At 71.7% G+C, this 20,594-nt stretch carries 18 protein-coding genes; 11 read left to right on the forward strand and 7 right to left on the reverse strand.

Annotation, left to right across the window (positions count from 1 at the left end):
• Positions 1–625: 625 nt before the first annotated feature.
• A complete protein-coding gene (locus tag IE239_RS25415) occupies positions 626–1,063 on the reverse strand; it encodes an ATP-binding protein (protein WP_190151714.1) in 438 nt (145 codons plus the stop codon).
• A 315-nt stretch (positions 1,064–1,378) separates the two neighbouring features.
• Here IE239_RS25415 and IE239_RS25420 point away from each other — a divergent pair, with 315 nt between their 5' ends.
• From IE239_RS25420 to IE239_RS25445, 6 genes are all read left to right on the forward strand, one after another.
• Positions 1,379–2,254: a Sco1979 family transcriptional regulator gene (locus tag IE239_RS25420; protein WP_190151715.1), complete on the forward strand. Its 876-nt coding sequence runs from the start codon at positions 1,379–1,381 to the stop codon at positions 2,252–2,254.
• The gene (locus IE239_RS25425; RefSeq protein WP_190151716.1) at positions 2,251–2,520 is read left to right on the forward strand and encodes a DUF397 domain-containing protein; all 270 of its coding nucleotides are present in this window, start codon (positions 2,251–2,253) and stop codon (positions 2,518–2,520) included. Before IE239_RS25420 ends, IE239_RS25425 begins: the two co-directional genes overlap by 4 nt.
• A gap of 88 nt (positions 2,521–2,608) precedes the next feature.
• Positions 2,609–3,415 carry an SAM-dependent methyltransferase gene (locus IE239_RS25430; RefSeq protein ID WP_190151717.1) on the forward strand — a complete coding sequence of 269 codons (807 nt, stop codon included), beginning with the start codon at positions 2,609–2,611 and terminating at the stop codon, positions 3,413–3,415.
• 47 nt (positions 3,416–3,462) lie between these two features.
• Entirely contained in the window at positions 3,463–4,461 is a 999-nt protein-coding gene (locus IE239_RS25435; protein WP_190151718.1) for a phosphotransferase, read from the forward strand.
• A 194-nt stretch (positions 4,462–4,655) separates the two neighbouring features.
• Positions 4,656–5,234, forward strand: coding sequence for a hypothetical protein (locus IE239_RS42335; RefSeq protein WP_229878305.1), 579 nt, complete (start codon positions 4,656–4,658; stop codon positions 5,232–5,234).
• Positions 5,235–5,375: 141 nt separating this feature from the next.
• The gene (locus IE239_RS25445) at positions 5,376–6,185 is read left to right on the forward strand and encodes an SAM-dependent methyltransferase (protein ID WP_190151719.1); all 810 of its coding nucleotides are present in this window, start codon (positions 5,376–5,378) and stop codon (positions 6,183–6,185) included.
• Between the two features lie 144 nt (positions 6,186–6,329).
• Here the strand turns inward: IE239_RS25445 and IE239_RS25450 are convergent, their stop codons facing one another.
• The 5 genes from IE239_RS25450 to IE239_RS25470 all read right to left on the reverse strand — a co-directional run bounded on the left by IE239_RS25450 (position 6,330) and on the right by IE239_RS25470 (position 12,477).
• Positions 6,330–7,784 (reverse strand): WGR domain-containing protein, encoded by a 1,455-nt coding sequence (locus IE239_RS25450; RefSeq protein WP_190151720.1) that lies wholly within the window; start codon positions 7,782–7,784, stop codon positions 6,330–6,332.
• A gap of 381 nt (positions 7,785–8,165) precedes the next feature.
• Positions 8,166–9,146 carry an MASE1 domain-containing protein gene (locus IE239_RS25455; RefSeq protein WP_373308143.1) on the reverse strand — a complete coding sequence of 327 codons (981 nt, stop codon included), beginning with the start codon at positions 9,144–9,146 and terminating at the stop codon, positions 8,166–8,168.
• A gap of 59 nt (positions 9,147–9,205) precedes the next feature.
• A complete protein-coding gene (locus IE239_RS25460; protein ID WP_190151722.1) occupies positions 9,206–10,054 on the reverse strand; it encodes a PP2C family protein-serine/threonine phosphatase in 849 nt (282 codons plus the stop codon).
• A 388-nt stretch (positions 10,055–10,442) separates the two neighbouring features.
• Complete coding sequence (gene pgm, locus IE239_RS25465) at positions 10,443–12,083, reverse strand: phosphoglucomutase (alpha-D-glucose-1,6-bisphosphate-dependent) (protein WP_190151723.1); 1,641 nt, start codon at positions 12,081–12,083, stop codon at positions 10,443–10,445.
• A gap of 217 nt (positions 12,084–12,300) precedes the next feature.
• The gene (locus IE239_RS25470; RefSeq protein ID WP_190151724.1) at positions 12,301–12,477 is read right to left on the reverse strand and encodes a hypothetical protein; all 177 of its coding nucleotides are present in this window, start codon (positions 12,475–12,477) and stop codon (positions 12,301–12,303) included.
• Positions 12,478–12,921: 444 nt separating this feature from the next.
• On the opposite strand from IE239_RS25470, the gene IE239_RS25475 reads away from it, so the two are divergent.
• Complete coding sequence (locus IE239_RS25475) at positions 12,922–13,575, forward strand: lysophospholipid acyltransferase family protein (RefSeq protein WP_190151725.1); 654 nt, start codon at positions 12,922–12,924, stop codon at positions 13,573–13,575.
• Positions 13,576–13,834: 259 nt separating this feature from the next.
• On the opposite strand, the gene IE239_RS25480 is transcribed toward IE239_RS25475, so the two are convergent.
• Entirely contained in the window at positions 13,835–14,881 is a 1,047-nt protein-coding gene (locus tag IE239_RS25480) for a LacI family DNA-binding transcriptional regulator (protein WP_229878306.1), read from the reverse strand.
• A 238-nt stretch (positions 14,882–15,119) separates the two neighbouring features.
• Between IE239_RS25480 and IE239_RS25485 the strand changes: the two genes are divergently transcribed.
• The 4 genes from IE239_RS25485 (at position 15,120) to IE239_RS25500 (ending at position 20,557) form a co-directional block, all read left to right on the forward strand.
• On the forward strand, positions 15,120–16,046 hold the full coding sequence (locus tag IE239_RS25485) for a carbohydrate ABC transporter permease (RefSeq protein WP_190151726.1): 927 nt from the start codon (positions 15,120–15,122) through the stop codon (positions 16,044–16,046).
• A gap of 4 nt (positions 16,047–16,050) precedes the next feature.
• Positions 16,051–16,974 carry a carbohydrate ABC transporter permease gene (locus IE239_RS25490; RefSeq protein WP_190151727.1) on the forward strand — a complete coding sequence of 308 codons (924 nt, stop codon included), beginning with the start codon at positions 16,051–16,053 and terminating at the stop codon, positions 16,972–16,974.
• An 84-nt stretch (positions 16,975–17,058) separates the two neighbouring features.
• Positions 17,059–18,396 carry an ABC transporter substrate-binding protein gene (locus IE239_RS25495; RefSeq protein ID WP_190151728.1) on the forward strand — a complete coding sequence of 446 codons (1,338 nt, stop codon included), beginning with the start codon at positions 17,059–17,061 and terminating at the stop codon, positions 18,394–18,396.
• A 115-nt stretch (positions 18,397–18,511) separates the two neighbouring features.
• Complete coding sequence (locus IE239_RS25500; RefSeq protein WP_190151729.1) at positions 18,512–20,557, forward strand: beta-galactosidase; 2,046 nt, start codon at positions 18,512–18,514, stop codon at positions 20,555–20,557.
• Positions 20,558–20,594 lie beyond the last annotated feature (37 nt).

Genomic DNA, 20,594 nt, shown 5'->3' on the forward strand with positions numbered 1-20,594 from the left:
TCCCGGACCCCGGCCATCTCCTCAGGTGTCACACCATCCCAACGACACCCGCACACCAACAGACACGCCACCCACGAGTGAAGCTGACCAAGCTCTACTAGTGCCGCGGCAGGCAATGTTCGCCCGAGAAGGAGCGGCGTCTGGTGCGTGCTGTCGGCGTGCCGGGCGGAAGCACTCGTACTGGATGTACTCGGGCTTTCGCCCGGTGCGGCGAGAGTGCGTGCCAGGCGTCGTGACGGGGCGAACATTGCCTGCTGCGGCACTAGCTGCCTGCCTGCGCCGCGGGGCCCGTGGCGCAGGCGGTCTGATCGCGGGCGGGCCGAGGGGGCGGCCCTCGCGGGAATGCCGGCCGTCTTTTCGCGGCCGGCGGCCGGCGGCCGCGTGTGCGGCGCCGGGCCCGCCACCCGGTGAGGACGGCGGGCCCGGCGCCGCACCGAGGACGACGGGCGCGGCGCCGCGGGCGTCGACGGCGGACTCCGGGTGGCGGGTGGCGGGTGGCGGGTGCGCGCCGCCTGCCGCGCGCCGCCCGACCGCGCGAGATCTCGCCTCCGGTCCGGACCGGGCCCCGTCAGGCCCGCAGAGGCGTCGAGCCGTCAGGCGTCAGACCCGTCAGGCGTCAGACCCGTCATGCCGTCAGGTTCGCCCATATCGCGTTGCCGCCGGTGAGTCGCGACCGGTCGACGCCCCAGGTCTGGGCGAGCTGCTCCACGAGGAGCAGTCCGCGGCCGCCCTCGTCGTCCGGGCCGGGCTCGCGGCGGGGCAGGACGCGGCACGAGCGGTCCTGGTCGTGCACCTCGAGCCGCAGGCACCCCGCGCCGACCAGCCCGACCCCGCACAGGAACCGGGTGCCGAGCGCGTGTCGCACGGCGTTGGTGGCCAGCTCGGACACCAGCAGAACGGCGTCCGCGCACAGCTCGCCGGGCAGCCGCCACGCCGTCAGCCGCGCGTCCATCGAACGGCGGGCCACCGAGACGCTGGAGCGCTGGGCGGGGAGTTCGAGCCAGTGCGTGCGATCAGGACTCCAGGTGTCCAACGGCCGGGGAGAAGTCGTGTGGGGGGACACGGTGGACGCCTTCCGTGGGGGGCAGGAGCAGCGGCCGGAGGCCGGGGAAGGTGAGCAAGGGGCCGCGGAAGACGGGGGTGTTGTGCAGGGCCCCTGCGCCGCGATCGCTCCGGCAGCCCAACTCCGTTGTGGGTGAAGGAGCTTGACGGGGGAACGTTGATGTTCGACGGCGCGGTTCACGTGAGTAACTATGCTCGCACCTGAGTTCAGGCTGCAACCGACTGCCTGATAATTTCAGCAAGCCGGTATCCGTCCGGTCGCGCCATCAGGGCGCTGTCGGACTTATCAGGGTGACGGTCCCTCAGGAGGCACGGCGTGAGCGAAGGCCGTTCGGGCACGGGCAGCAGCAGTGCGCCCACCGTGTTGCGCATGATCCTCGGCCGGCGGCTGCAGGAGCGGCGCCAGAACGCGGGTGCGTCACTGGAGGACGCGGCCAGAGCGCTGCGCGTCAAGCCGCTGACCATCCGCCGTCTGGAGAAGGCGGAGGTCGGCCTCAAGCCGCTCTACGTGGAGATCCTGCTCGACACCTACGGGGCCGACCGGCAGGAGATCGAGGAGTTCGTCGCCCTCGCCGAGCGGGCCAACGAGCCCGGCTGGTGGCACCCGTACCGCGATGTGCTGCCGAGCTGGTTCAGCGGTTACGTCAGCCTGGAAACCGGGGCGTGCACCCTGCGCACCTATGAGCCGCACTACGTCACGGGGCTGCTGCAGACCCCCCGGTACGCGCGCGCGGTCCTCGGCGGCGGCTTCCCGAGCGACCGGGACGAGGATCTGCAGCGGCGCGTGGACCTGCGGCTGCGCCGTCAGAGCCTGCTGGAGAGAGCCGGCGCCCCCACGCTGTGGACGGTGCTGGAGGAGGCCGTGCTGCACCGGATGGTGGGCGGCCCCGAGGTGATGCGGGAGCAGATCGACCGGCTGCTGGAGGTGTCGGAGCTGGAGCATGTGAGCGTCGACATCGTGCCGTTCACGGCCGGTGCGCACGTCGGGGCGTGCGCACCGTTCACCTACTTCCGTTTCGAGGAGCCGGAGCTGCCCGACATCGTCTACACCGAGATCCTCTCGGGCGCCGTGTACCTGGACCAGCGCTCGGACGTCGTGGCGCATCTGGAGGCCCACAACCGCATGTCCCTGCTGACCTCGGACACGGACAGCAGGGCACTCCTGAACCGCATGCGCAAGGAGTACTCATGACCGGCATCGACGGCGGTGACCGCCACGCCCACGACGTCTACAACGGGATGCCCGCCTCCGACCTGGGCGACCACGGCTGGGAGTCCCCGTGGAGCGGGCCGAACGGGGGCCAGTGCGTGCAGACCAAGCAGCTCGCCGACGGCCGCGTGGCCCTGCGGCAGTCGACCGACCCGGCCGGGCCCGCGCTGATCTACACCCCCGAGGAGATCGCCGCGTTCGTCACGGGTGTCAAACGGGGGCTCGCCGACCATCTGGCGGCCGGCTGAACCCGAGCACGACGGGCAGGACCCGGTGCCGTCCCTGACGTCCCCGGCCTGCCCGGCATCCCCCACGCACACCACCGAAAGGCACAGGATGACCACCTCGAACCTCCCGCGGGACATCGACACCAGCAGGCCGCATTCCGCCCGGATGTACGACTACTACCTCGGCGGCAAGGACCACTTCGAGGTCGACGAGCAGGCCGCGGAGTCCGTCGCGGGCGTCTACCCGGGCATTTTCGTGTGCGCCCGCGAGAACCGCGCCTTCATGCACCGGGCCACCCGGGTCCTCGCCCGGGAACACGGCATACGGCAGTGGCTGGACATCGGCACCGGCATCCCGACCGAGCCGAACCTGCACCAGGTCGCCCAGTCCGTCGTCGCCGAGGCGCGGGTGGTCTACGCCGACAACGACCCGCTGGTCCTGAAGTACGCCGAGCGCCTGATGCGCAGCACGCCGCAGGGGCGCACGGCCTACGTCCACGGGGACGTCAACGACCCCGCCTCGCTGCTCGACGCGCCCGCGCTGGCCGAGGTGCTGGACCTGGAGCAGCCCGTCGCCCTGTCCCTCAACGCCCTGATGCACTTCGTCACCGACGCGCAGGACCCGTACGGCATCGTGACGCGTCTGCTGGACGTGGTCCCCTCGGGCAGCGCGCTGGCCCTGAGTCACTGCACGCCCGACTTCGACCCGTCGACCTGGCAGCAGGTGACCGACATCTACACCGGCGCGGGCACGCCGGTGCAGTTCCGCTCACGGGACGACGTCATCCGCTTCTTCGACGGGCTGGAGCTGCTCGAGCCCGGCGTCACGGTCGGCCACCGCTGGCGTCCGGACGGTCCGGTCGAGGCGACGGACGCCGAGGTCAGCCTCTGGACCGGGGTGGGCATCAAGCCGTAGCCGTCACCCCCCGACGACTCCCCCACCGCACCCCGGAAGGCACTCGCATGGAGATCACGGCCGCTCGCGTCGCCGACCTGTACGACCTCGGCGAGGGACCGTGGACGATACAGCCGGTCGCCCGGGGTGCGCTGGGCCGGATCTGGAAGCTGTCCGGGCGGGGTTCCTCCTGGGCGGTCAAGGAGATGCTCTTCGGATGCGACGTGAGGCAGGTGCTCGAGGAGTCCCGGCTGCGGACGGCCGCGGAGAAGCTGGGGGTCGCCTCGCCACGGCTGTTCCCGAACCGTCACGGCGCCTGCGTCTCGCAACTCGCCCCCGGGCCCGAGGGGTCCTCGGTCCCCGAGGGGTCCTCGGTCAAGGTGTACGAGTGGATCGACGGCGCTCGGCCGGACACGTCCGATCCGGAGATCCTGAGCTGGTGCGGCCGCACGCTGGCCGTCCTGCACACGGCCGGGGCGGTCACGGCCGGGACGCCCGGTCCCTGGTACGAGCAGTGCCCCGGGGAAGCCGACTGGGATCGGCTGTACGGGGAGGTGCGCCGGTGCGGGATGCCGTGGTCGGACGCGCTGGGCCGGTTCGTCGCGACGTCGGCCAGGGAACTCGCGAGGCATGTCACCCCGTCCGGGGCCGGTGACGTCGTCATGTCGCATCTCGACGTGCAGCCGCAGAACGTGCTGCTCGGCGCCACCGGTCCGGTGCTCCTGGACTGGGACAACGCCGGGCCGATCTCGGCGGGACGGGAACTCGCCCGGGCCGTCTACGTGTGGTCCGGCGGCAACGACTTCGACGCCGGATCCGCCCTGCGGATGGTGCGGGCGTACCGGGACGCCGGAGGCGGTCCGGTCGTCCGGGGGCTGGAGTCGTTCTCGGCACTGTTCGCGACGGCCCTGAACTACGTCCGCGTCCAGGCCGAGTGTGCGATCGATCCGACCGCGACGGAGGCACAGCGCGAGTTCGCGAGCGGTCAGGTGGTGGCCTGTCTGGGCCGCCTGCCGGAGCTGAGCGCCGTCTCGCGCCTGGCGCAGGTCCTGGAGTCCGTGAAGTGACGGCCGCGCCGCTCCTGGCGGCGGATGCGGTCGTCCGTGCTACCGGGGTGGGAGGCGGCCGAGGCCGCTCTCACGGATGATGCGGACAGAGGCCTCCGAGCCGCCCCGGCGGCGAACCGGCTTCGCCCGCCCTACTCCGCAACTCCGTTTTCCGCCCCGCCCGAAGGCCGGGGCATCCACGAGGGAGAGATCCGATGACGAAGACCGGACGCCCCGAAACCGCCTTCACAGCAACGCTGTTGGCCGCGCTGACCCTGCTCGCGGCGGGGTGCGGGACCCAGCGTGCGGGACAGGACGCCGGGGACGGCAGCCCGTCACGGGCCGCGGTGACGACGCCGGGCGCGCCGGCGGACTTCCCGTGCCCCGGCGAGAGCGCCGCGCCGACGCCCACCCCGAGTGCGGCCTCCTCGGGGCCCGCCACCGCGCCCCCCGACCACTACGCCGAGAACCACGGGTTCATGGTCCCCCTCCCCCTGCACGGCCGGAGCCGCTGCGACGGGCTGGCGGCCGTCCGGCGGATCGAGCGGGTGCTGGAACCGCTGCGCGAGCGGGGCGACTTCAGTCCGCAGAGCACTCGCGCCGCGCTGACCGGTCTGGGGTACGCCGCCGGGGACGTGCGGGCGTCCCAGAACGGCCCCACCGGGGTGAGCTTCCTCGTCGTCGCCCGCCCTCTGTGCCTGGAGGGCGGCATCGACCGCGAGAAGACCCGGGCGGACGCCTTCGGCGGCTACCCCGACGGCACCGACTGCGAGCCCCCGTCCGGCGGCCACTGATCGCGGCCGTCCACGCGAGGCAGACCGGACATGACGGGACGTCGCGTGGACGGATGGGTGAACTGATGTACGCAAGCGGGCCGTTGGAACGTAAGTTGTGGCCAGAACTGCTCACGCCTCGGTGAAAGACGGACGACGACCATGACCGACCCTGAGACCACGTCAGCGGCCCACCAGCCCATCGACACGTCGGTGCCCCACTCGGCGCGCATCTGGAACTACTGGCTGGGAGGCAAGGACAACTACCCCGTCGACGAGCAGGCCGGCGACGCCTACACGGCCGTCTTCCCCGGCATCGTCACCATCGCCCGCAGCAGTCGCGCCTTCCTGCGGCGGACCATCACGTATCTGGTGTCGGAGGCGGGCGTCCGGCAGTTCCTCGACGTCGGCACGGGCCTGCCGACCGCCGACAACACCCACGAGGTCGCCCAGCGGCTCGCCCCCGAGTCGCGGATCGTCTACGTCGACAACGACCCCCTGGTCCTCACCCACGCCCGCGCCCTGCTCAGCTCGACCCCCGAGGGCGCGACCGCCTACGTCGACGCCGACGTCTTGGACCCGAAGCGCATCCTGGCGGCCGCCGCCGAGACGCTGGACTTCGGCCGGCCCACCGCGCTCATCCTCAGCAACATCCTCGGCCATGTCTCCGATCACGCGCGGGCCCGTGGCATCGTCACCGACCTGATGGCCGCGCTGCCGTCCGGCAGCTACCTGGCCGTCAACGACGGCTCGCGGGGCGTCGACCCGGTCTTCGAGCAGGCCCAGGACGACTACAACGAGAGCGGCGCCGTCCCGTACAACCTGCGCTCGGTCGACGAGATCACGGCGTACTTCGACGGCCTGGAGCTGCTGGACCCTGGCGTCGTCTCGGTGCCTCTGTGGCGGCCCGAGGCCGGTTCCACGGCGCTGGACCCCATCGGCGAACACGGCGGCCTCGGCCGCAAGCCGTGACCGCGGGCCGCCCGGACGGGCCCTGACCCGCCCACCCCTGACCCGCCCGCCGCCGTGCCGCCCCGCGAGGACCGGCACGACGGCGGGCGGTGCGGGGAGCGGTGCGGCCGGCGGGCTCGATCGCGAGGCCGGTCAGGCCTGACATCACAGCAGTCGCCGGATGTCGCCGCGGACCCGGTAGAAGCCGCCGGCGGCCGGGTGCAGGGCGTCGACGACGTAGCGCGCGCCGGGTTCCCGTATCTCACGCGGAAACTGGACGTTCCAGGTCGCGTCGTAGCCGTCGGACACCACGTGCACCCGCACACGTCCGGCCCGCTGGACGCACTCGACGACGATCGAGCCCACCGGAGCCTGCGCCACGGTGGCCACCGCGCTCACCGCCGTGGCGGGCGCGTAGGTCGGCAGAGCGGCGGCGAGCTTGACGTCCCGCGCCACCGGCACCGTGCCCTGCTGGGCGGCGTCGACGGCCGCCTCGCTCGCGTCCACGCACACCAGCGAGCCGTCCGTGGTCACCAGGTACAGCCGTTCGTCGCGGTACTGCATCGACAGCGCGGATCCGCCGCCGGTGCCGAGCTTCCACAGCCGGGTGCCGTCCCGGTCGAAGCAGTAGACGGACGACGACGCGTCGCCCGCGAACACGAACCGTCCGCTCGGCGAGGTGGCGCACGAGTACACCGCGCTGTCGCAGCCGTACGTGGCCTCGACCGCCCCGGTGGCCTTCGACAGCCGCTGGACCACCCGGTGCGCGGTCCCCGCGTACACGGCGTCCTCCTCCTGCCAGCCGAACAGGACGCCGCCCCGGGTGGGCGTGTGCCAGAGTTCGCCGCCGCCGTCGGGCGCGTAGGCGGTGACCCCCCGGTGGTGTCCGTGGTAGACGGCCCGGTCGTCGGCGCGCACCATCCAGGCGTGCTCGCCCTGGCTGCGGCGCGCCCACTGGTGCTCGTCCTCGTGGTCGATGACGGTGAGCCGGCCGCCCCGGTCCGAGACGTTGAGGATGCCCTCGTGGATGTCCAGCCAGAAGATGTCCACGTCGGCCGTGATGTCGTACGCGGCGTAGGGCAGCTTCGAGGACAGGTCGTAGACCTTGCCGTCGTCGCAGCCGGCGTAGATCCAGAAGTCGTCGGCGACCAGGCACTTCACGCCGTCCGGCAGACTGAAGCGGGCGAGGACGCCGCCGTCGTGGTCCAGCGTGTAGACGTCGCCGGCCTGGTTGCCGACCCAGCAGCGGTCGTCGTCGACGTGGATGCCGAACGCCGAGGAGCCGGTGCGGAACCGCCACAGCACCGGCGCGACGGCGCGCGCGGTGGACGGCGCCGAGGTCACCTGACGGCGGGTCACCGCACGTGGGGCGCGCTGTCCCGCGACGGCCGGGGCGTATCCCTTGCGGACCTTCTCCCCCACCTTCTTCGCGGCGGCGGCCCGTGCCTTGTCGGCGGTGGGGAAGGTGGTCGTCTGCACCTGGCCTGAGGCGCCGATCCGCCCGTAGCGGACCGTCACCACCGTGCCGGCGACCGCCACTTCGTAGAACTTGTGCGCGCCGCCGTCGTCCTGCGACAGTTCCAGATACGTCGTCGACACGTTGCTGAGCCCCGTAGACATGACACACCCCTCCCCAGGGTGGACCCGCGGCCGTTCCGGCGGATCCCACTGATCGAACCGTAGGCGCAGGCACTGACAATCGCGTCGGCCCGGGGTCCCGGCGCGCGTCAGGCGGCGTGCGTAGGTCCGGCCGGGCCTGCGGACGGGCAGCGTGGGCAGAAGGACGGCGGACGGCTCGCTCGGCCGCGGGGGCGGCGCTCCGCGTGACTGCGCGGATGCGGCGAGGAGCAGCGGTGGGAGCACGAGGAGACCGCCGCGCTCCGGCCGCCGCCTGTGCGTCCCGCCCACCCCGAGCATGGCCCCCGGCTGTCGCGCGCGTGTGACGCCGGTCCGTCCCGCCGGCGGGACGGCCTCTCAGGCCCCTCAGGCCCCTCAGGCCCCTCAGGGATCGTCGTCCTTGGTGGGCCGGCCGGGTGGGGTGTCGCCGGCGGTGAGGTGTTCCAGGACCTCGGCCAGTTCCTGGCACGCCTGCTCCACGGAGCGCCTGGTGTTGCGCTGCTCCGCGATCACCGCGGAGAGCAGCAGCGCGGTGAGGGCCATCGTTCCGTTGAAGGCCTGCAGCTTGATCATCACCTCGACGCGGGTCAGGTGCACGAAGGGCCCCGTCCGGTCGGTGGCGGCGATGGTGGCCAGGACGGAGGCGAAGAGGGCGCACAGCATGCTCCCGCCCAGCTGGAACCGCAGCGCCGCCCAGATCAGCAGGGGATAGATCAGAAAGAGCAGGCTGACATGGCTGTGGATGGCCAGTGGCACGACGGCGCAGGTGATGAGCGCCAGGCCCGTGGCCTCCTTCCAGCGGGACAGGTGCAGGGGTCGTCGCAGCGTGTGCAGCACCAGCAGGACCGGCGTGACGATCAGCACGCCCATCGCGTCGCCCACCCACCAGGCCAGCCAGACGGCCCAGAAGCTGTGCGCGTCGATCTTGTCGGTGAGGAGCAGGAGCCCGACGCCGACGGTCGAGCTGATCAGCATGGCGGTGAGGGCCCCCAGGAAGACCAGCGCGAGGCCGTCCCGTAACCGGGCCAGGTCGGTGCGGAAGCCCACCCTGCGGAGCATGAGGTAGGCGCAGACGGGGGCCGCGGTGTTGCCGGCCAGGTTGCCGATCGCCGCGGGCCGCAGCGACGTCAGGGACATGATGACGAGGAGGGATCCCAGCGCGATGCCCGCCCAGGCGCGGATCCCGAGGATCAGCAGACAGGCCAGCGCCACGCCCGTGGGCGGCCAGATGGGGGTGAAGACCGCGCCCCCGACGACGAGCTCCCGCATGAGGCCGAGCCGCCCGGCCGCGTAGTAGCAGAGGGCGACCGCCAGCGTCTCGATGGCGAAGACGGCTGTTCGGCGCAGATCCGGGGTACCCACCACAGCAGTCATCAGACACCGGCGGAGCGCTGTCGGCGAGGCGGGGGGCGTGGCGACCGCCCCTATGGCCGAACCCGGGGACGTTCCGGTCCGGCCAGTCGGTCGTGGCTCACGACGAGGACGGCCGCGTCGTCCTCGTGCCCGACGCGCTCGGCGCGCTTGATCACCGCGGCGGCGAGGGAGTCCGCCTCCATGCCCGCGACGGCGGCTGTCCCCGCGAGCCGTACCACCTGCTCGAGACCCTCCTCGACGCTGAGCGTGGGCCCCTCCACCACTCCGTCGGTGAGCAGCACGAAGACTCCGCCCTTGGTGAGTCGGTAGCGGGTCACCGGGTAGTCCATGCCCTCCTGCACGCCGAGCGGCGGTCCGCCCTCGTCCTCGGCGACGCCGGACTTACCGTCGGCGGTGGCCCACACACACGGGATGTGGCCGGCGCGCGCACTCTCCAGGACGCCGGTGGCGGGGTCGAGGCGCATGAAGATGCAGGTGGCGAAGAGGTCGCTGCCGAGGGAGACGAGCAGTTCGTTGGTCCGGGCGAGGAGCTCGCCGGGCTCGCCGGTGACGGAGGCCAGGGCCCGCAGTCCGACGCGGACCTGTCCCATGAACGCGGTCGCCTCTATGTTGTGCCCCTGGACGTCGCCGATGGACAGGCCGATGCGCCCGTCCGGCATGGCGAAGGCGTCGTACCAGTCGCCGCCGACGTTGAGGCCGTGGCAGGCGGGAGCGTACTGCACCGCGAGCCGGAACCCGGGGGCCGCCGGCAGGTCCCTGGGCAGCATGCCGCGCTGCAGCGCCAGGGCCAGCTCGACGCGGGAGCGCTGCACCTCCGCGCGCTCGCGCGCCTGGGCGGTCAGCGAACCGAGCCTGGCCAGCAGCTCGTCGCCGTCGTCCGTGCGGCGCATGCGGGACATCGATCACTCCGGCGGAACGGCAGCTCATCGGAAGGACGGGGAAGACCGCCCCATCGACACCCTTACCTGGCAAAACTCAAATTTTACTCTCATAGGATGATAGCGGCCCTCCGATGAGACCCGACGGGCAAGCCGACGGACCCGGACGGCCAGCCGGCCGCCCGTCCGTCCGTAGCAGGTATGCGGCGGCCGGGGCGTCGCGCCGTCACCGGGTGCGTCACGTCCCGCCGATCCGGCGAGGGCCCTGCGGTCGGCGACGTTCCCTCTGCCGGAGCGAGGCGGGGCCGACCGCGGCGCGCGGGGCGGGCCTGGGGGCGCAGGGGCACGCGCGCCGGTCGTCGCCTGGCCGATGCGCCTGCCCCGCGTCGCAGCGTCGCCCCGCCGGGACTCAGCCGGCCAGTGCCGCGTCGACGACCTCTTTGGCCTCCTCCTGCACCCGGCGCAGGTGGTCCGGGCCGAGGAAGGACTCGCCGTAGATCTTGTAGACGTCCTCCGTGCCCGACGGCCGGGCGGCGAACCAGGCGCTGGCGGTGGTCACCTTGATGCCGCCGATGGCCGCGCCGTTGCCCGGGGCCTCGGTGAGCACGCCGGTGACGGCCTCGCCGGCCAGGGTGTCGGCGGTGACCTGGGCGGGCGAGAGCTTGGCCAGCAGCGCCTTCTCCTCCCTGGTGGCCGGCGCGTCGATACGGGCGTAGGCGGGGGCGCCGAAGCGTTCCGTCAGCGCGGCGTAGTGCTCGGACGGGGTCCGCCCGGTGACCGCCGTGATCTCGGACGCCAGCAGCGCCAGGATGATGCCGTCCTTGTCCGTGGTCCAGACGGAACCGTCGCGACGCAGGAAGGACGCGCCGGCCGACTCCTCCCCGCCGAAGCCCAGCGAGCCGTCGACCAGGCCGTCCACGAACCACTTGAAGCCGACGGGCACCTCGACCAGCCGGCGCCCGAGGTCGGCGGCGACCCGGTCGATCATCGAGGACGACACCAGCGTCTTGCCGATGCCCGCGCCGGCGGGCCACTGCTCGCGGTGAGCGTAGAGGTAGCCGATCGCGGCGGCCAGGTAGTGGTTGGGGTTCATCAGGCCCGCGTCCGGCGTGACGATGCCATGCCGGTCGGCGTCGGCGTCGTTGCCCGTCGCGATCTGGAACCGGTCGCGCTGGTCGATGAGCGAGGCCATCGCGTACGGCGACGAGCAGTCCATGCGGATCTTGCCGTCCCAGTCGAGCGTCATGAAACGCCAGGTCGGGTCGGTGAGGGGGTTGACGACGGTCAGGTCGATCCGGTGCTGCTCGGCGATCCTGCCCCAGTAGGCGACCGAGGCCCCGCCCAGCGGGTCGGCGCCGATGCGGACGCCGGCGGCGCGGATCGCGTCCAGGTCGACGACGTTCGGCAGGTCCGCGACGTAGGCGCCGAGGAAGTCGTGGCGGCCGGTGGTGGAGGCGGCGAGGGCCTTCCGGTACGGGACGCGCCGGACGTCCTTGAGGCCGGCCGCGATGACGTCGTTGGCGCGGTCCTGGATCCAGGAGGTGGCGTCCGACCCGGCCGGGCCGCCGCTCGGCGGGTTGTACTTGAATCCGCCGTCGGCGGGCGGGTTGTGCGAGGGCGTGACCACGACGCCGTCGGCGAGACCGGTCGTGCGGCCCCGGTTGTGGGTGAGGATGGCGTGGGAGACGGCGGGCGTGGGGGTGTAGCCGTCGGCGTCGTCGATGAGCACGCTCACACCGTTCGCCGCGAACACCTCCAGCGCCGTGACCCGCGCGGGCTCGGACAGGGCATGGCTGTCGGCGCCGAGGAAAAGGGGGCCGTCGGTGCCCTGGGCCGCGCGGTACTCGCAGATCGCCTGGCTGGTCGCGGCGATGTGATCCTCGTTGAACGCCGTGTTCAGCGACGATCCGCGGTGCCCCGAGGTGCCGAACGCCACCCGCTGGGCCGGGTCCGCCGGGTCCGGGTGCAGCGCGTAGTACGCGGTGACCAGCCGGGCGACGTCGACGAGATCCTCGGGGCCGGCCGTCCGGCCCGCTCGCTCGTGCTGCATGTGCCCGCTCCTCCACATCGGTTGGCCATTGCCTTGCGGTCCCATCTTTCCTTGTGGGAGCGCCCGCCCGCGACCACGGGCCGGCCGGCGGTCTCCGGAGGACGTCCGGTCCGTCGCGTCCGGCCCGTGCACACTGCCCGCTGCCCGCTGCCCGCCGTGTACGACGGGCGTGCGGTTCTACGGGTGCGGCAGGTGAGGCGGTGTGGCCAGGGCGCCGTCAGCGACGGCGGCCGCGTACCGCCCAGCCGCTGCCGATGCCCGCGACGTGGAGGGCGAGCAGGGTCAGACCGATCAGCATGAAGTTGGTCGAGGTGAAGGTGTCGTTGGTGGCGATGTCCGCCGCGTTGATCAGGAAGGCGATGAAAAACAGCACTGCCGAGATGATGGCGAGCACGGGGATCCGTCCTTTCGGGGCAGGGAAGGGGCTTCGCCGGGCGCCTGGTTCCGGTGAGGCGTTCCGGCGCGTCGATCCGGCCGGTCGTTCCGGCGGGTCATTCCGGTGAGTTGTTCCGGCCGGTCGTTCCGGTCGGTCGTTCCGGTCGGTCGTTTCGGTCGGTCGTTCCGGTGAGTCGAGTCGGTGTTTCGCCGCGGGCGTTGCTGTCGTGCGCATCGCCTCGCGTGTGCAGTGGTTCGGTGAGGGTCGTCAGGGTCCGGTGTCGCTTCGGTGTCGCCGCCACTTCGATGTGGCTGTTCTCCGAATGCCCCCGACCGCGCGCCGAACACCGGGCCGATTCAGCTGTGTTCGGCGCGCGGCCGGCATCTGAGTAGCCGTACTCAGGCGCGGTGCTCCCCACCGCCGTGAGACTGGGGCTCCGACCGCCCAGCCCGGAGGCCCCTCGTGTTCAGCCGTGCCGTCTACGCCCTGACGCCGCTCTTCGGACGGCTCACCGTCACCAGCGAGATCAAGCTGCGTCTTCCCGCGGGGACCATATTCGTGGCCAACCACGACTCGATGGCCGACCCCGCCGTCGTCATGACCGCCCTGCGACGGTTCGAGCTGGAGCCGGTGGTCATGGCGACCGCCGGGCTCTGGCGCGTCCCGCTGCTCGGCAAGGCGCTGACGCGCGAGGGGCACATCCCGGTCCACCGCCGTTCGGCCCGCGCGGCGCTGGCCCTCGACGCCGCCGCCGAGGCGCTGGCCGGGGGCCGGCACGTGCTGCTCTACGGCGAGGGCGGACTGCCGCGCCGCAAGGACGCGGGGGTCTCTGCGCCCGAACCATTCCGCACCGGGCTCGCCCGACTGGCGCGGGCGACCGGCTCGCTGGTCGTACCGGTGGGGCACGCGGGGGCCCGCAGGATCGCCTCGGGGTCGGCGGCCAAACAACTGGCGGGCACGCTCACCGCCCCCGTACGACGTCCGCACTGCCACGTCCATCTGGGCGCGCCGCTGCGCCTGCCCACGGAGACGGAGAGCGGGACGACGGCGGCCAGGCTCGCCGTCACCACGGCCTGGCGGACCGCGGTCCGCGCCGTGGGCGAACACCCGAGGTGACGACCGGCTCCACGACGCGCACCCGGCCACCGCGCAACCCCACGGCCCCGCACCCGACGCCCCGACACCCCGACTCCCCGTCGGCCCGACGAGTCGGGGCGCCCGCGGCCGCACCCACTCGCGGCGCCGACGACCGGCCCCGCGCGGGCCTGCCGCCGCGCACCCTGCCGCCGCCCGCGAACGTTCCGGCCGGGGAGCAGCCGGCCCGCGGGGGCCCGGCCAGCGGGCGGACTTCCGCCCCCGCCGCGGCGGGCGGCGACTACCCCTCGGCGGGCGGCGGGGCCACGCTGTCGCGCAGGACCAGCCGCGTGGGCACGAGTGTCGTGCCGTGCTCGGATCCGTCCGGGCGCATCTTGCGCAGCACGGCCTGGACGCAGAGGCGGCCGACCTCGGCGAAATCCTGGTGCAGGGTGGTGAGCGGAGGCAGGAAGGAGCCCGCCTCGGGGATGTCGTCGAAGCCGATGACACTGACGTCCTCGGGCACCCGGCGCCCGCGTTCGTGCAGGGCGCGCAGCAGGCCGAGGGCCATCTGGTCGTTGGCCGCGAAGACGGCGGTGCACTCCTCGCGCGCCGCGAGTTCGAGGCCTGCCCGGTAGCCGGACTCCGCGGACCAGTCGCCCCGGACGAGGGGCGGGGGCGTGCGGCCCGCCTCGATGAGAGCGGCCCGCCAGGCGTCCGCCCGGCGCTGGGCGGCGAACGAGCTCTCGGGCCCGCCCAGGTGCCACACGGTCCGGTGACCGAGGTCGAGCAGATACTGGACGGCGGTCCGGGTGCCGCCCGCCTGGTCGGTGTCGACGACGGTGTAGTGGTCGCCGGCGTCGGAGTCGACCACCACCACCTGGACGTGCGGCGGCAGTTTGACCGTCGTCGCGTCCCACAGATGCACTTCCATGATCACGATGACCGCGTCGACGGCCAGTTCCTCCAGCCGGGAGAACGCGCCGCGCACCTCGTCCGTGGTGGGCACGGCCACCGGGAGCAGGGTGACCGCGTAGCCCTCCTCGGCGGCCGAGGTGGCGATCGCCTCCAGGGTGCGCACGTTGCCGGTGGTGGACAGCGTGAACGTGATGACGCCGATCGTGCGGAACTCGCCGCGCTTGAGGGCACGGGCAGCGCTGTTGGGCCGGTAGCCGAGTTCGGCCATGGCCGCGAGGACCTGCCGCCGGGTCTCCTCGTTAACCCCCGCGTAACCGTTCGAGACGCGGGAGACGGTCTGAGACGACACTCCGGCGAGCCTGGCGACGTCGGCCATGGAGGCGGTGGTCCGGGCACGTCTCTGCACGTCGGCCGGTGTTCTTCGAGCCATGTCCACTCGGTGTCCCCACCTCTCTGTCGGCGTAGGTGCCACGGTCTCCCCAGACGACCCTTGACCATCGTTATCGGGGCAGTGTAGACATGCCGCCATCAGATGTTTACGTAAACATAACAGCTTGCCCAGCCTCTTGCGTGGCTGATGTTTACGTAAACATCATGGTGGCGGTGGGGGCGTACGGAAATCTCCGCGCACCACCGCCGGCTCCAGTTCTGGACGAGCGAGGAACGACATGACGACGCTGCAACCGCCGGTGGCCGCCGAACCGCGGCCGGCACCTCCCCCGGCGAGACGGGACCGCCGCTCCTGGACAGGATGGGGTTTCATCGGTCCCTTCGTGCTGGTCTTCGCGCTGGTCTTCCTGGCGCCGATCGCGTACTCGGTCTATCTGAGCCTCTTCCGCGACCAGCTCATCGGCGGCAACCAGTTCGTCGGCCTGGACAACTACACGCGGGCCCTTCAGGACGACGCGTTCTGGTCGGCCCTCGGACGGGTGGCGGTCTTCCTGGCGGTCCAGGTGCCGATCATGCTGGGCATCGCCCTGCTGGTGGCGCTGGCGCTGGACAGCGGCCGGCTCTACGGCAAGGGCTTCTTCCGGATCACGATCTTCCTGCCGTACGCCGTGCCCGCCGTGGTCGCCACCCTGATGTGGGGCTTCATGTACGGCACCAAGTACGGCCTGGTCGGCGACATCAACTCCGCGTTCGGTGTCTCGCTGCCCGACCTGCTCTCCCCCGGCTGGGTGCTCGCCTCCATCGGCAACATCGTGACCTGGGAGTTCGTCGGGTACAACATGCTGATCTTCTACTCGGCGCTGCGCGTCGTCCCGACCTCGCTGTACGAGGCGGCGGAGATCGACGGCGCCGGCCAGTGGCGGATCATCAGCTCGATCAAGCTGCCCGCGATCCGCGGCGCCCTGGTCATCGCGACGATCTTCTCGATCATCGGCAGCTTCCAGCTCTTCAACGAGCCGAGCATCCTGCGTCCGCTGGCCCTGAACTCGATCACCACGGACTACACGCCGAACTTCTACACATACTCGCTGTCCTTCAACGGCCAGCAGCACAACTACTCCGCGACGGTGGCCCTCATCATGGGCGTCATCACGATGATCGTCGCCTACGCCGTCCAGCTGCGCGGCATGCGCAAGGGAGCGTGACCCGATGAGCACCTCTGTCACCGCCTCCCCCGCGAAGAGCGCAGCGCCCAGGCTGCGGACCCCTCGCAAGAAGCACACCCCGGGCAAGCCGAAGCGCAATGTGCTGCTGACGGTCCTGATGGCCCTGATGGTCCTCTACACCGTGGTCCCGCTGATCTGGCTGGTCATCAACTCCACGAAGACCCAGTCGGGCCTCGCCGACTCCAACGGCCTGTGGTTCGCACACGACTTCGCCCTGTGGGACAACATCCGGGACACCTTCACCTACCACGACGGCATCTTCGGCCGCTGGCTGCTGAACACCCTGCTGTACGTGGTGCTCGGTGCGGGCGGCGCGACGCTGCTGGCCGTGCTCGGCGGATACGCGCTGGCGAAGTTCCAGTTCCCCGGCAAGCGTGCGATCTTCGCCGTGGTGATCGGCGCGGTCGCCGTGCCGGCCACGGCGCTGGCCGTCCCGACCTTCCTGATGTTCAGCAAGATGGGGCTGACCGACACCCCCTGGGCGGTCATCATCCCGTCGCTGGTGTCGCCGTTCGGCCTCTATCTGATGTGGGTGTTCGCCGCGGAGGCGATCCCGACCGAGCTGCTGGAGGCGGCCCGGATGGACGGGGCGAGCGAGGTGCGGACCTTCTTCCAGGTCGCGCTGCCGCTGCTGGCCCCCGGGATCGTGACCGTGCTGCTGTTCACCACGGTCGCCACCTGGAACAACTACTTCCTCCCGCTGATCATGCTGAAGGACCCGGACTGGTACCCGCTCACGCTGGGTCTGAGCGCCTGGAGCTCCCAGGCGCAGACCATCGGCGGTGACGTGATCTTCAACCTGGTGATCACAGGGTCCCTGCTCACGATCCTTCCCCTGATCGCCGCCTTCCTGTTCCTCCAGAAGTACTGGCAGTCCGGCCTCTCCGCCGGAAGCGTCAAGGAGTGACACGGGCAGCGCCCCCAAGCCCCACAGCACCACCGGCACCACCCCCACCCTCACCTGTCCCACCCACGTAGAAGTGGAAGCCCCATGCGCAGCACAACGAGCCGCATCCTGCGCGGCATCGCCCTCGTCTCCACCCTGACCCTGGGCGTCACCGCCTGCGGCGGCTCGGACGACGGCTCCGACACGAAGGCCGTCTCCGCCGGCGACATCCAGGCAGCCCTGGACAAGGGCGGCGACATCACGGTCTGGGCCTGGGAGCCCACCCTGAAGACGGTGGCCGCCGACTTCCAGAAGAAGTACCCGAAGGTCAAGGTCAACCTGGTCAGCGAGCGCTCCGGCGACAAGCACTACACCGCGCTGTCCAACGCGATCTCGGCCGGCAAGGGCGTCCCGGACGTCGCCCAGGTCGAGTACTTCGCGCTCGGCCAGTACTCCCTGACCAAGGGCCTGGCCGACCTGGCCCCGTACGGCGCCTCCAAGCTCGCGTCCAAGTACACGCCGGGTCCGTGGAACGCGGTCAACGACGGCGACAAGGTCTACGGCCTGCCGATGGACTCGGGCCCGATGGCGCTGTTCTACAACAAGACGGTCTTCGACAAGTACAAGATCGCCGTCCCCACCACCTGGGACGAGTACCTGAACGCGGCCCGCAAGCTCCACAAGGCCGACCCGAAGGCCTACATCACCAGCGACCTCGGTGACGCCGGCCTCACCACCTCCCTGCTGTGGCAGGCCGGTTCACGCCCCTACAAGGTCGACGGCACCAAGCTCGGCGTCAACTTCGACGACGCGGGCGCCAAGAAGTTCGAGACGGTCTGGCAGCAGCTCATCAGCGAGAAGCTGCTCGCCCCGGTCAACGGCTGGACCGACGACTGGTACAAGGGCCTGGGCGACGGCACCATAGCCACCCTGGCCACCGGCGCCTGGATGCCCGCCAACTTTGTCAGCGGCGTCCCGAATGCCAAGGGCCAGTGGCGCGCGGCGGCGATGCCGGCCTGGACCAAGGGCGACAAGGCGAGCGCGGAGAACGGCGGCAGCTCGCTGGCCGTCCCGGCGCTGGCCAAGAACAAGGAACTCGCCTACGCCTTCACCGAGTACGCCAACGCCGGCGCCGGTGTCGCCACCCGGATCGGCGAGGGCGCCTTCCCCGCCACCAAGGCGGAGCTGGAGTCGGCCGCGTTCCAGAGCAAGAAGTTCGACTACTTCGACGGCCAGGAAGCCAACAAGATCTTCGCCGAGTCCGCCGCCAACGTGGCGAGCGACTGGTCGTACCTGCCGTTCCAGCCGTACGCGAACTCGATCTTCAACGACACGGTCGGCAAGGCCTACGTCTCCAGCACCAAGCTGGCGGACGGTCTGAAGAGCTGGCAGGACGCCTCGGTCAAGTACGGCCAGGAGCAGGGCTTCACGATCGAGAAGTAGTCGCAAGCAGTCGGTACGCAGTGACCAGTACCCCGTGATCGCCACGCAGTGAAACGCCGGGCGGCGCGGCTCCCGGGCCGCGCCGCCCCCGTGTACCACCTTCGGAAGGACCGCCATGATCTCCACCCTCCAGTCCCGCATGCTGCGCGGGGCGGACGGTGACCCCGCCCCGCGTCTGGCCTACGGCGCCGACTACAACCCCGAGCAGTGGCCCCGGGACGTGTGGGAGGAGGACGTCCGGCTGATGCGGGAGGCCGGCGTCACCGTCGTCTCCGTGGGGATCTTCTCCTGGGCCCGCATCCAGCCGGGCCCGGACATCTGGGACTTCGGCTGGCTCGACGAGGTCATGGACCTGCTGCACGCGGGCGGGATCGGCGTCGACCTGGCGACCGCCACCGCCTCCCCGCCGCCGTGGCTCACCACCGCCCACCCGGAGATCCTCCCGGTCACGGCGAACGGCGAGACGCTCTGGCCGGGCGCCCGGCAGCACTGGCGGCCCACCTCGCCCGTCTTCCGCGAGCACGCCCTGCGCCTGGTCCGCGAGATCGCCGGCCGTTACAAGGACCACCCGGCGCTGGTCGCCTGGCACGTCTCCAACGAGCTGGGCTGCCACAACATCTACGACTTCTCCGACGACGCGGCCCGCGCCTTCCGCCTCTGGCTGCGCGCCCGCTACGGCACGCTCGAGGCCCTCAACCACGCCTGGGGAACCGCTTTCTGGTCGCAGCGCTACAGCGACTGGGAGCAGATCCTGCCGCCTCGGCTGGCCGCCTCCCACCCCAACCCCACCCAGCAGCTGGACTTCAAGCGGTTCTCCTCGGACGCGCTGAAGGACCATCTCGTCGCGGAGCGCGAGATCCTCCGGGAGATCACGCCCGGCGTCCCCGTCACCACCAACTTCATGGTGATGGGCGGCACGAAGGGCATGAACTACCCGGACTGGGCGGACGAGACCGACTTCGTCTCCAACGACCACTACGTGCACCCCGGCCCCCAGGACCGCGACGAGCTGTCGTTCTCCGCCAACCTGGTCAGCGGCATCGCGGGCGGCCGGCCCTGGTTCCTGATGGAGCACTCCACCAGCGCGGTCAACTGGCAGCCCGTCAACGTGGCCAAGCGACCGGGCGACCTGGCTCGCGACTCGCTGCTGCACGTGGCGCACGGCGCGGACGCGGTCTGCTTCTTCCAGTGGCGGCAGTCCGTGGCCGGCGCCGAGAAGTACCACTCGGCGATGGTCCCGCACGCCGGGGCGGACAGCGACCTCTTCCGCGCGGTCGTCGACCTCGGCGCCACGCTCAAGACGCTCGCCCCGGTGGCGGGTTCGGAGCGCGAGGCGGCGGCCGTCGGCATCCTCTACGACTGGGAGTCGTGGTGGGCGGCCGAGCAGGACTCCCACCCCACCTCGCTGCTGGACTACCGGCGCGAGGCACTCGACTGGTACTCGGCGCTCCTCGCCCTGGGCGTCCGCGCCGACCTCGTGACCACCCGCGCCGACCTCTCGCGCCACCAGGTCCTCATCGCGCCCGTGCTGCACGTGGTGCCCGCCGAGCTGGCCAAGGACCTCACGCGCTACGTCGAGCAGGGCGGCCACCTCGTCACCACGTACTTCTCCGGGGTCGTCGACGAGAACGACCACGTGTGGCTGGGCGGTTACCCCGGCGCGCTGCGCGAACTGCTCGGCATCCGCGTCGAGGAGTTCGGCCCGCTGCTCGCCGGGGAGAGCGTGGAGCTGGACGACTCCACCCGCGGCAGTCTGTGGACCGACCAGATCACCCTCGCCGACGGCGACACCGAGGTCCTGGCGCACTACCGCAGCGGGGTGCACGCCGGACGGCCCGCGGTCACCCGCCGCTCCACGGGCGACGGCTCGGCGTCGTACGTCTCGACCCGGCTCGGCGTCGACGGGCTGCGCTCGCTGCTGCCGCGTCTGCTGGACCCGGCCGGGGTGAGCAGCGAACTTCCCCCGCAGGCCCGCGGACCGGTCGAACTGACCGTGCGGCGCGGCCCCGGGGGACGGTTCCTGTTCCTGGTCAACCGGACCGACGAGACGGTGCCGGTACCCGGCTTCGACGGCGAGGTGCTGCTCGGCGCCCGCGACGCGGAGGGCTCCCTCGTCCTCGGTCCCCGGGAGGTCGCCGTGCTGCGCCGGCCGGCCGCCTGACGTCCCCACCCGCACCCCCCACGACTCCCCGGGCACG

The sequence above is a fragment of the Streptomyces humidus genome, from assembly GCF_014649655.1.
In the GTDB taxonomy this organism is placed as follows: Bacteria; Actinomycetota; Actinomycetes; order Streptomycetales; family Streptomycetaceae; genus Streptomyces; species Streptomyces humidus.